Raw genomic sequence first — 14,288 nt, forward strand, 5'->3', positions numbered from 1 at the left:
AAACCTATCGATGATAAGACACCCGATAAAAAGGCCCGCAATGTGATTGCGGGCCTTTTTTACGTCTGCGTCGGGACGATCAATATTTAGAACGGCTCATCCGTATAAGCGATATGAGTGCGGGACGTCAGGCGCGTCAGCAGCTCATAGGCGCTCACGTCATTCATCGCGGCCACGCTTTCGACTGGCAAATGTTTTCCCCACAGCTCGACTTCATCGCCGACCCGATCCTGCGCGTCCGGCCCCAGATCCACCGTGATCATATCCATAGAGACCCGACCCGCCAGCGGGACGTTACGTCCATTGATCCACACCGGCGTGCCGCTTTTCGCGCAACGGGGATAGCCGTCCCCATAGCCCATGGCGACGACGCCGAGTCGCGTATTACGCGTGCTGGTCCAGGCGCTGCCGTAGCCGACGGGCTCACCGGACTGGTGTTCGCGCACGGCAATCAGGTGGGAAACGAGGCGCATTGCAGGCTGTAGTCCCCAGCGGGCGGCGTTGTCGCCATTGAGTGGGGAGACACCGTAGAGAATAATGCCGGGACGAATCTGGTCGCGGTGTGACTGCGGCCACAGCAAAATGCCGCCGGAGGCGGCGATGGATTGCGCTCCCGGCTTACCCGCCGCGACGGCGTCGAACGTCGCCAGCTGACGCTCGGTGACGTCGACGTCTGGCTCATCTGCACGGCAAAAATGGCTCATGATGTTCACCGGTTGCACCACATTGTGGCAACGAGACAGGCGTTGCCAGAAAGCGTCTGCCTGATCCGGACGGACGCCGAGACGGTGCATGCCCGTATCCAGCTTCATCCAGACCGTCAATGGACGCGCCAGCGTCGCCTGCTCCAGCGCTTCCAACTGTTCAATGCTGTGGACCGCAGTTTCCAGCCCGTTGGCCGCCAGCACAGGCAGATCTTCCGCGGAGAAAAAACCTTCCAGCAGCAAAATAGGGTGAGTGATACCCGCGTCGCGCAGGGCCAGAGCTTCGCTGAGGCGGGCGACGCCGAACGCATCGGCGTCGCTCAGCGTACGGGCGGTTTCCAGCGCGCCATGCCCGTAGGCATTGGCTTTGACGATGGCCACCAGGCGGCTATTCGGCGCACGCTGGCGGATGACTTGCAGATTATGTCGCAGAGCGCGGCGATTAATGACGGCGGTTGCCGTTTGCATGCTCGTTCCCTTATCGCATTATTCATCATCGTACTGTGGCCCGGCGTAGTTATCGAACCGCGACCACTGCCCGTTAAAGGTCAGGCGTACCGAGCCGATGGGACCGTTACGCTGTTTCCCAATAATAATTTCAGCGATGCCTTTCAGGTCGCTGTTCTCGTGATAAACCTCGTCACGATAGATAAACATGATCAAGTCGGCGTCCTGTTCGATGGAGCCGGACTCACGCAGGTCGGAGTTGACCGGACGTTTATCGGCGCGCTGCTCCAGACTACGGTTAAGCTGGGACAGTGCGATAACAGGCACTTGCAATTCTTTCGCCAATGCTTTGAGCGAGCGTGAAATTTCTGCGATTTCCAGCGTTCGGTTTTCCGACAGCGACGGTACCCGCATTAACTGCAGGTAGTCGATCATGATGAGGCTGAGGCCGTCATGTTCGCGGAAGACGCGACGCGCGCGGGAACGGACTTCCGTCGGCGTCAGGCCGGAGGAGTCATCGATGTACATGTTGCGCTTTTCAAGCAGCAGCCCCATGGTGCTGGAGATACGCGCCCAATCCTCGTCGTCCAGCTGACCGGTACGAATACGGGTCTGGTCGACGCGCGACAGCGACGCCAGCATACGCATCATGAGCTGGTCGCCGGGCATTTCCAGACTGAAAATTAGCACCGGCTTTTCCTGCGTCATGGCGGCGTTTTCGCACAGGTTCATGGCGAACGTGGTTTTCCCCATGGACGGTCGGGCCGCCACGATAATCAGGTCGGATTTCTGTAGACCGGCCGTCTTCTTATCCAGATCCTGATAGCCGCTGGACACCCCGGTCACCCCGTCGTGCGGGCGCTGATAAAGCTGCTCGATACGGGAAACGGTGTCTTCCAGAATGCGGTCGATACTTTTCGGACCTTCGTCCTTGCTGGCGCGGTTTTCCGCGATTTGGAAGACGCGGGATTCCGCCAGATCCAGCAGATCTTCGCTGCTGCGGCCCTGCGGATCGTAACCGGCGTCGGCGATCTCGTTGGCGACGGCGATCATTTCACGCACGACGGCGCGTTCGCGCACGATATCGGCGTAGGCGCCGATGTTCGCGGCGCTGGGGGTGTTCTTCGCCAGCTCGGCCAGATAGGCGAAGCCGCCGGCGGATTCCAGTTCGCCTTTCTGCTCCAGCGACTCTGACAGGGTAATCAGGTCGATGGGTTTGCTCATCTCCAGCAAACGCTGCATTTCGCTGAAAATCAGCCGATGAGCGCGATTAAAGAAGTCATTGGTGACGACGCGTTCTGCTACGTTGTCCCAGCGCTCGTTGTCGAGCATCAGTCCACCCAACACAGACTGTTCCGCTTCCAATGAATGTGGGGGGAGCTTTAGCCCTTCGACCTGACGGTCGCGAGGTTCTGCGGATTTATTGGTGGATCTTTTCTTCTCTGCCATGAAGCGCGTTCTTACGGGTTGATTTACCAGAATGGAAGGGGGCATTGTATCTCTGAAAAGCGGGAATGACACCCGCTGTCACCGTGAACCCCTAAATTGAGAAAGAATCTGGAGAGCATATGGCTAAGCGCATTCAATTCAGCAGTCCCGGCGGACCTGAGGTGCTGGAGCTGGTGGACTATCTCCCCGCCGAACCGGCCCGGGACGAGGTACAGATCGAAAACCGCGCCATCGGCGTCAACTTCATCGACACCTATTTCCGCTCCGGGCTGTATCCCGCGCCGTCCTTGCCCTCCGGTCTGGGTAGCGAAGCGGCAGGCGTGGTGACGAAAGTCGGTGCCGACGTCTCGGCATTGCAGGTAGGCGACCGCGTAGTTTATGCGCAGGGCGGGCTGGGCGCTTACAGTCAGGTGCACAATGTGTCCGCGGACAAAGTGGCGAAGCTGCCGGATGCCATCAGTTTCGAACAGGCGGCGGCCAGTTTCCTGAAAGGGCTGACGGTATACTATCTGCTGCGTAAAACCTACGACGTGCAGCCGGGCGAAACCATTCTGTTTCACGCGGCGGCGGGCGGCGTTGGGCTGATCGCCTGCCAGTGGGCTAAAGCGCTGGGCGCTCGGCTGATTGGGACGGTAGGGTCCGCGCAGAAAGCCGAGCTGGCGCAAAAGGCCGGCGCATGGGCGACCATTAACTACCAGCAGGAAGACATCGTGCAGCGCGTCGTGGCGTTGACCGATGGCAACAAGGTCGGCGTGGTGTACGACTCCGTCGGGAAAGCCACCTGGGAGGCGTCGCTGGACTGCCTGCAACGCCGGGGATTGATGGTGAGTTTCGGCAACGCCTCCGGGCCGGTCACCGGCGTCGATCTGGGCATCCTCAACAAGAAAGGCTCGCTGTACGTCACGCGGCCGTCGCTGTTCGGCTATATCACCCATCGAGAAGAGCTTGAAGAAGCCTGCAATGCGCTGTTTTCCCTGATCGCCAGCGGCGCGATTTCGGTAGACGTACCGGAGGCGCAAAAATTCGCGCTGGCCGATGCGCGACAGGCGCATCTGGCGCTGGAGGGGCGTCAGACTCAAGGCTCTTGCCTGCTGATCCCGTAAGACTCCGCGTGTTCTGAGCCAGAAAGCACAACGCCCGCGAAGCGGGCGTTGTTATGTGTCAAGCCGGATGGGCTGCCCCGCTGGCGCCGGGGGAGGCTGTGAGGTTTAAATCTGGCGTGGGTGGATGCGCCCAACCGCCCGGTAAAAGGCGACGGTCGCGCGGCGGATTTTCATCGCGCTGTCTTGTAGGGTACAGCGGCTTGTCGGGAGAGGAGCCTGTACGGCGTCATTGTTATGGGTCCCGACGTTGATGAAAACAAGTTGTCGCCTGTGCGCGGTTCGGGGTGAAACGCGCACAGGCTGACAGACCCAAAGAGTACCCGTCTGATGAATCAAAAACTCATCGTTCACGCACAGTTTTGACGATGTGTTTCTCCCGCTCCCTCTCTCCGCCTGGCACGGGTCTACCGGTAATAGCGCTGGCGCTGTTTTTGCTGGTAGCAGCGCCATATCCAGACCGCGGCGACGGCCAATAGCAGCCATGGCAGCACCTTGAGCGCCATGACAAACAGGCCGCCGAGCAGCATGAAAACGGTGGCCGCCAGCAACGCGGCGAGCACGCCCAGCAGCGACAGCCCGGTCATTAACAGCATAATGAAGAAACCGACGACGAAGAAAATCTCAAACATGGCGTACCCCTGTCAGTGTGATGCCGGACATGGTCCGGCGAAAGTGGCGATCAACGCCTGACAGGAGGTATTACAAGAAGCGTGCCAATGCGGGGTTGGCTTAACCCTTGATTTCACTCGCGGGGTGAGAGGTCGGGGACGTTACGCCCCGGCGAGAATCACTAACTATTAGCGGATTCCACCGCGTCACGCGGCACCAGCAACAGCGCCTTCTCGACGACGGACACATCCGCGCCCGGACGATGGGCGTTTTCACTCAGGTAGCGACGCCAGCGTCTGGCGCCCGGCACGCCCTGGAACAGCCCCAGAATATGACGCGTGATATGGCCGAGATACGCTCCCTGCGATAGCTCGCGTTCGATGTACGGATAGAGCGACTCCACCACGCTGAACGGATCGGGCGCGGTGTCGGCGCCGAACAGCTCGCGGTCGACCTGCGCTAGCATACCGGGGTTCTGGTACGCCTCGCGGCCCACCATCACGCCATCCAGATGCTGCAAATGTTCACGGGCTTCGGCCAGCGTTTTAATCCCGCCGTTGAGGGCGATGGTCAACGCGGGAAAATCCTGTTTGAGCCGATAGACGCGCGGATAATCCAGCGGCGGGATCTCGCGGTTTTCCTTCGGACTCAGGCCCGACAGCCAGGCTTTACGGGCATGGACGGTAAAATTGTCGCAGCCGCTGCGCGTCGCCACCGTATCGATGAAGTCGCACAGGAACGGATAACTGTCCTGTTCGTCGATGCCGATGCGGGTTTTTACCGTCACGGGAATGCTGACCACGTCGCGCATGGCCTTGACGCAATCGGCTACCAGCGCCGCATCGGCCATCAGGCACGCGCCGAAGCGGCCGTTCTGCACGCGGTCGGACGGACAGCCGACGTTCAGGTTAATTTCGTCGTAGCCGCGGGCTTCGGCCTGTTTCGCGCACTGCGCCAGCGCCGCCGGATCGCTGCCGCCCAGTTGGAGGGCCACCGGGTGCTCCTCCTCGCTATACGCCAGATAGTCCCCTTTACCGTGAATAATGGCGCCGGTCGTCACCATTTCTGTGTACAGCAGCGCCTGACGACTCAGCAGACGGTGAAAATAGCGGCAGTGGCGATCTGTCCAGTCAAGCATAGGCGCGACGGAAAAACGGCACAGCGGATAGGCGGCCTGTGCATCGGAGGACGGACGGGGATCTAACGAGTTTTCAGCTTTATTGTCTGGGTGCATGTCTAAACTTTCTGGCGTGTGGAGCTGTCTCAGCGCGTCGGTAACGGCGTTCGACCCCGGGCCGAACGTATGTTGCATTAATATAACATAAGGTCGCGCAAACTCGCGGATGCCGAACGCAGAGAACGTGTAGGATGGCGGCAGCCCCGGAGCGATATTGCATAAAACGCGACGCGGGACGGCGCGGAACGCCGAAGGCATTGCTACACTTGCTGCGCCGGAGTCATGCGGGCAATACACGTTTTCAGAACGGTTTTTCATGCACTTGGGGGAATTATGCAGTGTGATTTAATACTGGACGCCGGATTTTACCGTCATCTCTCGACCTACCTCGACGGTCTGCCGTTTCATCTGTTGCAACATAATTTCACTTACGGCGTCTTCTCAAGCCGACAGGACGAGGCGTCTGTCGCCGCCGGTTACGAAGTCTATCCCTATAAAGACCTGTCTCAGGAACGCGCTGCGCTCCACGGACAGCTGGCGACTCGGTTCGCCGACGCGGACGTTTCGACGCTGGTCCTGTGGGCCGATCTGGCGTCGCCCGGCAGGAAATTCTGCTGTATGAAATTCTGATCTGGCTGGCAGATACGCGCGCGGGCGATAAGATCGCCTTGCGCTGTGTGGATCTTGCAGAGCTGCCCCGGCCTGCGTTTCAGGAAGGCACGCAGGCCTACTATCAGCGGATTTATCGTGATTTCTCGTTGCCGCAAAATAACAATCCCATCACTCCCGAGCTGACTGCCGGCGCACGAAATATGCTGTCGTCGCTCTATCACGCCGGGCACCTGATCGTCAGACATCAAGACGTGCTGGCGGCGCTGCCCACGCACTTCTTCGACGACATTATTGTGTCTGTCGTGAATGCGCACTATCAGCCGGTCAAGGTGCTCACCGCGAAGGTGATGCTGTCCCTGTGGGCGAAAGGCTACGCCGAGGTGGAGGATGTGGTGATTATGTCGCGCATTCTGTTTCTGGCCAGCCACGATCCCCGCTTACAGGTGCGTAAAAACATCTTCGATCAGAATCTGATTTCCAACGTTTATATCAAGCTGAAGTGACGGCAGTGTCCGGCGCGTTCGACGCACCGGACACATTGCGTGTGACTCATCCCTGACCGAGCGTCTCTTCGCCGTCGATCAATCGCTGCAAGCGGTCGGGAAACGCCTGTGCAAACCGTTGCAGGTGTTCGGTCACGGTATCGACCAGCGCAGAGGCGGGGCGGTGCAGCGGGCGAATCAGGCTGACGGTAAAAGGGACGTCGATGCTGAAACGGCGGACGACCACGCCGTGACCCGAGGCGGCGTAGTCCGCGGCGGTCAGCGGATTGACGATGGACAGGCCCACGCCAGCGCGCACCATCGCGCAGACCGAGGCGGCGCTGTGCGTTTCCATCACCATACTGCGCTCCACGCCTGCTTCCTGAAACAGATGGTCGAGCCACTGACGATAGCTGTCCGCGCTGGACAGGCTAATAAACGGCTGGTGGCGAAAATCTTCCGGCGTCAGCACCGGCTTGCTGGCGAGCGGATGGCGGGACGGCAGCACGCACACTTCGCTGAGCTGCATCAGCGTCTGACGCTCGGTGCCTGCGGGCGTCGCGCTGTTTTCGGTCAGCCCCAGATCGTGACGCTGCGCGGACAGCCACTCTTCAAGCAGCGGCGACTCCTGGGGAATAATATGCAGATTGAGCGTCGGGTATTCCGCCAGCAGCGGCTGACACACTTCCGGCAGCAGGGACTGGGAAAAGACCGGCAGGCAGGCGATGGACAGCTGCGCCTGCTGAAAGCGCCGGATATCATCGGCGGCGCTGACAATCCGGTCGAGTCCGTAATAAGAACGCTGGACCTCTTCAAAGAGCTGTAGCCCCTGCGCGGTCGGATGCAGGCGGCCGCGCACCCGTTCGAACAACGCCATCTGCATGAGATGCTCGAAACGCGCCAGCTCGCGGCTCACCGTCGGCTGCGACGTATTGAGCAGGCTGGCGGCTTCCGTCAGGTTGCCGGTGGTCATCACGGCATGAAAAATTTCGATATGTCGCAGGGAGATGGCGGCCACGGTAGACACCTCGCTTGGGGATAAAGCCATATCATAAATGAATAGACTCTGCGTAAAAGGATATTTGTCTCCCTCGCGGGGGATTTCGCACAATGCAGACATGATTTGATTGATCAGGTTTTGACCCTATGCCGCACGATCTTAATACCGCTTCTCACGCACTCAATGCAGACAGCCTGCGGGCGCTGCCGTCACGTTTCGGCTGCCCGGTCTGGGCCTACGATGCCGACACCATCGTCAGCCGCATCGCCCAGCTGCGCGACTTCGACACCATCCGTTTCGCCCAGAAGGCGTGTTCCAACATTCATATTCTGGCGTTGATGCGCCAGCACGGCGTCAAGGTCGACTCCGTCTCGCTGGGCGAGATCGAGCGTGCGCTGGCCGCCGGATTCCAGCCGGGAACGCCGGATCATGAAATCGTCTTTACCGCCGATCTGCTGGATCACGCCACGCTGGAACGGGTGGCGGCGCTGAACATTCCCGTCAACGCCGGTTCCGTGGACATGCTGCATCAGCTCGGCGCCGTGTCACCGGGGCATCCGGTCTGGCTGCGCGTTAATCCGGGCTTCGGTCACGGACACAGCCAGAAAACCAATACGGGCGGCGAAAACAGCAAGCACGGTATCTGGTACGGCGATTTGCCGCTGGCGCTGGCGGCGATCGAACGCCATCAGCTCAAACTGGTGGGCATGCACATGCACATTGGCTCCGGCGTGGACTACGGTCATCTGGAACAGGTGTGCGATGCGATGGTGCAGCAGGTGATCGACTTCGGTCAGGATCTGGACGCCATCTCCGCAGGCGGTGGTCTCTCCATCCCTTACCGTGACGGCGAAGAGTCGATCGATACGCAACACTATTACGGGCTGTGGAACGGCGCGCGTGAGCGTATCGCCGCGCACCTCGGCCATCCGGTCACGCTGGAGATCGAACCGGGTCGTTTCCTGATGGCGGAAGCGGGCGTATTGGTGGCGGAAGTGCGGGCCGTCAAGGCAATGGGCAGCCGTCACTTCGTTCTGGTCGACGCCGGGTTTAACGATCTGATGCGCCCGGCGATGTACGGCAGCTATCACCACATCACCTTATTGCCGGGAGATGGCCGCGCCGTGGATGGCGCCGCGCTGCGCGACACGGTCGTAGCAGGGCCGCTGTGCGAGTCCGGCGACGTCTTTACCCAGCAGGCGGGCGGCGGCGTCGAAACCATCGCCCTGCCGGACGCCAACGTCGGAGACTATCTGGTTTTCCACGACACCGGGGCCTATGGCGCGTCGATGTCGTCTAACTACAACAGCCGTCCGCTGCTGCCGGAAGTGTTATTCGAAGACGGCGAGCCGCGCCTGATCCGCCGTCGACAGACGGTGGAAGAGCTGCTGGCGCTGGAACAGCTGTAATCCTTCTCTCGCCTCTCCCTGCATCAGGGAGGGGCGTCATCTCTTGGTCTCATCGCTCCTCACGTCTGTGATAGGTCTCTCCCCGTCTTGTCTTTCCACACGGTTTTCTCCGTGATTTCCCGTGCTTATTTTGTGTTTGCGCACATAGGTGAATACCACCGCCAGCCCTAAAATAAGGGCTATCAAATCGTGGCTTTACCTTATTGGCGCCCGTCGTCGCAACACCGTTTCTCTACCCTATGCAACAGATATAACAATAAAGAGGTCATACTATGAACGGCATGGAACCCCTTGGTTGGTATGGAGCTTTAATCGGTCTATTCATTGCCATCTTCTTGATTCTGAGAAAAATAAATCCTGTCTATTCGCTGTTTTTCGGTGCCATCGCGGGTGCCGTGATCGGCGGCGCGAGTCTTGATCAGACGCTGGCTTTACTGACCACCGGGACGCAAAGCGTGATGGGGACGGTCATCCGCGTACTGGCCGCCGGGGTACTGGCTGGCGTGATGATGGAGTCCGGCGCGGCGGAAACTATCGCTCAGGCGGTGGTGAAAAAAATGGGCGAGGGCAAGGCGATCCTGGCGCTGGCGTTAGCCACTATGATCATCACCGCCGTCGGCGTGTTTATCCCGGTCGCGGTGCTGATCGTCGCGCCCATCGCGCTGTCGGTCGGCAATAAAATGGGGATCTCGAAGATGGCGCTGCTGTTGGCGCTCTCCGGCGGCGGCAAGGCGGGCAACATCATTTCCCCGAATCCGAACGCCATTGCGGCGGCCAACGGTTTCCACATCACCTTGAGCGATGTGATGATCGCCGGTTTCATTCCCGCTGTGGGCGGTTTGCTGATGACGATCCTGATCGCGGGTTTGTTGAAAAACAAAGGCGCCAAGGTGACCGAAGAGGAAGTCGCCGCGCTGTCCGCGCATCAGCCCGCGGGCGACAAACGCTACCCGCCGCTGCATCAGGCGATCGTTGCGCCGCTGGTGGCGGTGATCCTGCTGATGATCAATCCTATCGGCTCGATCCTGCATATCCCGCTGCTCTCCGAGTGTAAGCTGGATGCGCTGTACGTCCTGCCCATCGCCGGGATCGTCGGCCTGCTGGCGATGGGACAGCATCGAAAACTGATCGCCTACACCGCGTCCGGGCTGGAGAAAATGACGGCGACGGTCCTGATCCTGATCGGCGCCGGGGCGATAGCCGGTCTGATTGCGGCGTCGAATCTGTCGACGCAGGTGGTGGCGATCATCAACCTGATGGGGATCTCAGGCACGTTCCTGGCGCCGATTTCCGGGATCCTGATGGCGGCAGCGACGGCGTCGACGTCCACCGGCGTCATTCTGGCGACCGGCACGTTCGGCAGCGCTATCGCCAACGTCGGCGGCAGTCCGATCGCCTCCGCGGTCATGGTGCACACCGGGGCAACCGTGATCGACTCTCTGCCGCAGGGCAACTACTTCCACGTGACCGCCGGCAGCATGAACATGGCGCTGCGCCAACGTATGTCGCTCATTCCTTATGAAGCGATGGTGGGCGGCACCATGACGATAATCGCCACCGTGCTGTACGGCCTCCTTTAACCCGTGACGAGATGATTCCTATGAAACATGAAACCTTTGTACTGGCGCCGGATTCATTCAAAGAGAGCATGACCGCGAAAGAGGTCTGCGTGGCGATGGAGAAAGGGCTGCGCAAGGTCTTTCCCGAAGCGAACTACATTCATGTCCCGATGGCGGACGGCGGCGAAGGCACTGTGCAGTCGCTGGTCGACGCCACCCAGGGCGAGCTGTTTCACCTGTCGGTGACCGGGCCGCTAGGTACGCCGGTGGACGCGGTCTACGGCATCATGGGCGACGGTGATGTGGGGGTGATTGAAATGGCCTCCGCCAGCGGTATCCACCACGTCAATGCGCAGACCCGCAACCCGCAGGTGACGACGACCTACGGCACCGGCGAACTGATCCGCGCCTGTCTGGATAAGGGGATAGAAAAAATCATCCTCGGAATCGGCGGCAGCGCGACCAACGACGGCGGCGCGGGGATGGCCGAAGCGCTTGGCGCTCGCTTCTTCGACGGCGACGATAAACCGCTGCCGCGCGGCGGCGGGGCGCTCGGACAGCTGAAGCGCATTGACGTGAGTGGACTGGATCCGCGTCTGGCGCAGGTCGAGATCATCGTGGCCTGCGACGTCACTAATCCGCTGTGCGGCGAGCAGGGCGCTTCCCACGTCTTTGGACCGCAAAAGGGGGCGACGCCGGAGATGGTGGCTCAGCTGGACGCCAACCTGTCTCACTATGCCGACGTGGTGTTACAGCAGTTGGGCAAATCCGTGGCGACGGCGCCGGGGGCGGGTGCCGCAGGCGGACTGGGGGCGGGGCTGATGGCTTTCACGCGCTGTGTGATGCAAAAAGGCATTGATATCGTCATCGAATACAGCGGCCTGCGGGACACGTTACGGGGGGCGGACTACTGCTTGACGGGCGAGGGGCGCATCGACAGTCAGACCCGCTTCGGCAAAACGCCTTATGGCGTGGCGAAGACCGCGCAGGCGCTGCAGGTGCCGGTGATCGCCGTGTCCGGCTGCGTCGGCGACGGCATCGAATCTCTCTATGAGGAAGGGATCGATGTCATCTTCGGGATGATCCCCCGCGCCGATCCGCTGGCGTCCTTGTTGCAAGAGGGGCCTGCGAATATGGAACGGGCCTGTGAAAACATCGGCCGCTTAATCCGTATTTCCCAGGCGAGAGCGGCGTCCAGAAGTTAGCCCCGGCATTTCGTCGGGGCGCGATCATGCTAGGCTGAGTGTGCAGGCGAGCGCGGTGATGCCGCTCGTCTGCGTCACCGTCTGGAGAAAAGACATGTCGGATTACCATTTTGACGCCACGCTGGCCGGTGCCATTGTCGCGCGCACGATGCAGATCATCGAATGCAACGTGAACGTGATGGATGCGACGGGGAGAATTATCGGCAGCGGCGACAAGGAGCGTATCGGCGAAATTCATGAGGGCGCGCTGTTGGCGCTCACGCAGGAACGTATCGTCACCATCGACGACGCGTCCATGCACATCTTGCAGGGCGTGAAACCCGGCATCAATCTTCCTCTGCGGCTCGACGGCGTGATCGTCGGGGTGGTGGGCTTAACGGGTCAACCGGACGGACTGCGCCAGTATGGCGAACTGGTCTGCATGACGGCGGAAATGATGCTGGAGCAGGCGCGGCTTATGCAGCTGCTGGCGCGCAACAGCCGTCAGCGCGAAGAGCTGGTGTTGAACCTGATCCGCAGCGATACCTACTCCGAGACGGTCAGCGAATGGGCGCGGCGGTTGGGGATAGACCTGCAAAAACCGCGCGTCGCACTGGTGGTCGAGTTGGACAGCGGCCAGTTGGGCGTCAGTACGGCGATGACCGAGCTACAGCAGTTTCAGAACCTGCTGACGGAGCCGGGCATGGCGTCGGAGCGGGAAGAGGGGCTGATGGCGATAGTCTCTTTGACCGAGATGGTGGTGTTGCAGCCGCTATCCGAGCATGGCCGCTGGGATCCCGACGCGCATCTGCGGCGTATCCAGCTGTTATACCAGCGTCTGCATGATGAAAGCCCCCTGCGGGTGCGGCTGGCGTTGGGCAACTTTTTCCCCGGCGAAGGCGGCCTGCAACGCTCCTATCAGACGGCGAAGACCACCATGAAAGTGGGCAAACAGCGTCAGCCTGACGCGCATTGCTACAGCTATCAGGATATGGCGCTGCCGGTGCTGCTGGACAGCCTGCGCGGCGGCTGGCAGGCCAATGAGCTGATGCAGCCGCTAAGACGGCTGCGGGCGATGGACGGCAACGGGATCTTTCGCAAAACGCTCTACAGCTGGTTCTGCTACAACCTGCAAAACACGGTCACGGCCAACGCGCTGTATATCCATAAAAATACGCTGGAATACCGTTTGCACCGTATCTCGGACATTACCGGACTGAACCTCTCCCGCGTCGACGACCGCCTGTTGCTGTATATCGCGCTCCAGCTGGAAGACGGGTGATTCGCCGAGCCGATTATGGATGGGCGGCGGGGGCGTAAGGTCCGGGTCGGACGGAATCGCGAATTTTCAGCTCGCCGGTGAACGGCGTCAGCGGGGCGGCTTCCTCGCCGGAAATCAGACGTAGCGCCTGCTGAATGGCGGCGCTCATCATCTCTTCGATCGGCAGATACACCGTTGACAACGACGGACTCAGAAAGGCGGCGTTCGGCTCATCGTCAAAGCCGAACAGGGACAGATCCTCCGGCAACGTTTTGCCTGCTTCGCTGAACGCCTTCATCGCGCCGATACACATATCATCATTGCTGGAGAACAGCGCGCTGAACTCGACCCCGCGGGCCAGCAGGGCATGCGCGGCGAGATAGCCGCTCTCCACGCTGCTATCGCCGTGGACGATCCGCAGGGGATCGATCGCCAGACCGTGGTGACGCAGTGCGGCTTCATAGCCGGAGAGGCGAGCCTGTGAGGTCGGCGTGGTCATCGGTCCGGTGATGCAGGCGATCTCGCGGTGGCCTTGGGTGATCAGATAGTCGACGACCTGAAACGCCGCGCGCTGTTGTTCAAAGACGACGCTGCGATCGCGCCTCTGCGGCAAATCGCGGTTGATGACCACAATCGGGACACTGGACTCCGCCAGTAGCGTCATCAGCTCCTGCTCGGACATGTGGCGGGTATAAAGAATGATGGCGTCGCAGCGACGGTCGGCCAGCAGTTGAACCGACTGGCGTTCGTCTTCCGGCGTATCGTGTCCGTCGGTGACGATCAGGTGTTTGCCGCTGCTTTCGGTCAGTTCTGCGGCCCGTCGCAGCAGGCGACCGAAGTAGGGGCCATCGAAGTGGGAGACGACGAGCCCGATGCTGTTGGAACTGCGATTGGCCAGCGAACGCGCGAGAAAGTTAGGCCGGTAGCCCAACTCGGCCATGGCCTTGAAAACGGTTTCCCGCGTGCTGGCTTTGACCTGGCCGGTGCCATTAAGCACGCGCGACACGGTCGCTTTCGAAACACCGGCGTGGTGAGCCACATCAAGCATGGTTTTCATGGCGTTATACCCGTTTTCAGTTGATCGGTCTGAGTTCGCATACTATCACAAGGGCGAAAAAGCGCGCACAGGGTGCGGGCGCGCGACGGCGTTTCAGGACGACGACGCCCCTCGTTAGAGCTTGGAAATAGCCCTAATCACCCGACGTGATTACATGGCGGGTCAGAATTTTACAGATGGTTGCACTTCGTGCAGTTATCTTGCGATTCGCGACTAGAGAATAAATACCCGACTC

Annotated in this window: 13 protein-coding genes; 7 read left to right on the plus strand and 6 right to left on the minus strand. The window is 60.4% G+C overall.

Going from position 1 to position 14,288, the window contains the following annotated elements:
* Positions 1 to 86: 86 nt before the first annotated feature.
* Positions 87 to 1,172 (minus strand): alanine racemase, encoded by a 1,086-nt coding sequence (gene alr / locus AU509_RS11690; protein WP_094118404.1) that lies wholly within the window; start codon positions 1,170 to 1,172, stop codon positions 87 to 89.
* Between the two features lie 18 nt (positions 1,173 to 1,190).
* Positions 1,191 to 2,600: a replicative DNA helicase gene (gene dnaB / locus AU509_RS11695; protein ID WP_085651097.1), complete on the minus strand. Its 1,410-nt coding sequence runs from the start codon at positions 2,598 to 2,600 to the stop codon at positions 1,191 to 1,193.
* A gap of 119 nt (positions 2,601 to 2,719) precedes the next feature.
* Here dnaB and AU509_RS11700 point away from each other — a divergent pair, with 119 nt between their 5' ends.
* Complete coding sequence (locus AU509_RS11700) at positions 2,720 to 3,703, plus strand: quinone oxidoreductase (RefSeq protein WP_085651098.1); 984 nt, start codon at positions 2,720 to 2,722, stop codon at positions 3,701 to 3,703.
* A gap of 404 nt (positions 3,704 to 4,107) precedes the next feature.
* Here the strand turns inward: AU509_RS11700 and pspG are convergent, their stop codons facing one another.
* Together pspG and dusA are read right to left on the minus strand one after the other, a co-directional pair.
* Entirely contained in the window at positions 4,108 to 4,332 is a 225-nt protein-coding gene (gene pspG, locus AU509_RS11705; RefSeq protein ID WP_094118405.1) for an envelope stress response protein PspG, read from the minus strand.
* 161 nt (positions 4,333 to 4,493) lie between these two features.
* A complete protein-coding gene (gene dusA / locus AU509_RS11710) occupies positions 4,494 to 5,546 on the minus strand; it encodes a tRNA dihydrouridine(20/20a) synthase DusA (RefSeq protein WP_094118438.1) in 1,053 nt (350 codons plus the stop codon).
* A 276-nt stretch (positions 5,547 to 5,822) separates the two neighbouring features.
* Between dusA and AU509_RS11715 the strand changes: the two genes are divergently transcribed.
* Together AU509_RS11715 and AU509_RS11720 are read left to right on the plus strand one after the other, a co-directional pair.
* Complete coding sequence (locus AU509_RS11715) at positions 5,823 to 6,119, plus strand: hypothetical protein (RefSeq protein WP_094118406.1); 297 nt, start codon at positions 5,823 to 5,825, stop codon at positions 6,117 to 6,119.
* The gene (locus AU509_RS11720) at positions 6,068 to 6,604 is read left to right on the plus strand and encodes a hypothetical protein (protein WP_094118407.1); all 537 of its coding nucleotides are present in this window, start codon (positions 6,068 to 6,070) and stop codon (positions 6,602 to 6,604) included. Before AU509_RS11715 ends, AU509_RS11720 begins: the two co-directional genes overlap by 52 nt.
* A 46-nt stretch (positions 6,605 to 6,650) precedes the next feature.
* Here AU509_RS11720 and AU509_RS11725 read toward each other — a convergent pair whose 3' ends face one another.
* Positions 6,651 to 7,601, minus strand: a complete 951-nt coding sequence (locus AU509_RS11725; RefSeq protein WP_094118439.1) for a LysR family transcriptional regulator — start codon at positions 7,599 to 7,601, stop codon at positions 6,651 to 6,653.
* Between the two features lie 128 nt (positions 7,602 to 7,729).
* Between AU509_RS11725 and lysA the strand changes: the two genes are divergently transcribed.
* The 4 genes from lysA (at position 7,730) to AU509_RS11745 (ending at position 13,017) form a co-directional block, all read left to right on the plus strand.
* Positions 7,730 to 8,992: a diaminopimelate decarboxylase gene (lysA, locus tag AU509_RS11730; protein ID WP_094118408.1), complete on the plus strand. Its 1,263-nt coding sequence runs from the start codon at positions 7,730 to 7,732 to the stop codon at positions 8,990 to 8,992.
* A 272-nt stretch (positions 8,993 to 9,264) separates the two neighbouring features.
* The gene (locus AU509_RS11735; protein WP_085651104.1) at positions 9,265 to 10,572 is read left to right on the plus strand and encodes a GntP family permease; all 1,308 of its coding nucleotides are present in this window, start codon (positions 9,265 to 9,267) and stop codon (positions 10,570 to 10,572) included.
* An 11-nt stretch (positions 10,573 to 10,583) separates the two neighbouring features.
* Positions 10,584 to 11,756 (plus strand): glycerate kinase family protein, encoded by a 1,173-nt coding sequence (locus AU509_RS11740; RefSeq protein ID WP_217809397.1) that lies wholly within the window; start codon positions 10,584 to 10,586, stop codon positions 11,754 to 11,756.
* A 94-nt stretch (positions 11,757 to 11,850) separates the two neighbouring features.
* A complete protein-coding gene (locus AU509_RS11745; RefSeq protein WP_085651160.1) occupies positions 11,851 to 13,017 on the plus strand; it encodes a CdaR family transcriptional regulator in 1,167 nt (388 codons plus the stop codon).
* Positions 13,018 to 13,030: 13 nt separating this feature from the next.
* Here the strand turns inward: AU509_RS11745 and AU509_RS11750 are convergent, their stop codons facing one another.
* The gene (locus AU509_RS11750; RefSeq protein ID WP_085651106.1) at positions 13,031 to 14,053 is read right to left on the minus strand and encodes a LacI family DNA-binding transcriptional regulator; all 1,023 of its coding nucleotides are present in this window, start codon (positions 14,051 to 14,053) and stop codon (positions 13,031 to 13,033) included.
* Positions 14,054 to 14,288 lie beyond the last annotated feature (235 nt).

Source organism: Lonsdalea britannica (genome assembly GCF_002111595.1).
Lineage (GTDB): Bacteria > Pseudomonadota > Gammaproteobacteria > Enterobacterales > Enterobacteriaceae > Lonsdalea > Lonsdalea britannica.

Excerpts from the sequence above, each read along its gene's own strand:
- AU509_RS11700 (WP_085651098.1), top strand. The coding sequence starts at position 2,720 with ATGGCTAAGCGCATTCAATTCAGCAGTCCCGGCGGACCTGAGGTGCTG.
- alr (WP_094118404.1), bottom strand. The coding sequence starts at position 1,172 with ATGCAAACGGCAACCGCCGTCATTAATCGCCGCGCTCTGCGACATAAT.
- AU509_RS11740 (WP_217809397.1), top strand. The coding sequence starts at position 10,584 with ATGATTCCTATGAAACATGAAACCTTTGTACTGGCGCCGGATTCATTC.
- AU509_RS11745 (WP_085651160.1), top strand. The coding sequence starts at position 11,851 with ATGTCGGATTACCATTTTGACGCCACGCTGGCCGGTGCCATTGTCGCG.
- pspG (WP_094118405.1), bottom strand. The coding sequence starts at position 4,332 with ATGTTTGAGATTTTCTTCGTCGTCGGTTTCTTCATTATGCTGTTAATG.
- lysA (WP_094118408.1), top strand. The coding sequence starts at position 7,730 with ATGCCGCACGATCTTAATACCGCTTCTCACGCACTCAATGCAGACAGC.
- dusA (WP_094118438.1), bottom strand. The coding sequence starts at position 5,546 with ATGCACCCAGACAATAAAGCTGAAAACTCGTTAGATCCCCGTCCGTCC.
- AU509_RS11750 (WP_085651106.1), bottom strand. The coding sequence starts at position 14,053 with ATGAAAACCATGCTTGATGTGGCTCACCACGCCGGTGTTTCGAAAGCG.
- AU509_RS11715 (WP_094118406.1), top strand. The coding sequence starts at position 5,823 with ATGCAGTGTGATTTAATACTGGACGCCGGATTTTACCGTCATCTCTCG.
- AU509_RS11735 (WP_085651104.1), top strand. The coding sequence starts at position 9,265 with ATGAACGGCATGGAACCCCTTGGTTGGTATGGAGCTTTAATCGGTCTA.
- dnaB (WP_085651097.1), bottom strand. The coding sequence starts at position 2,600 with ATGGCAGAGAAGAAAAGATCCACCAATAAATCCGCAGAACCTCGCGAC.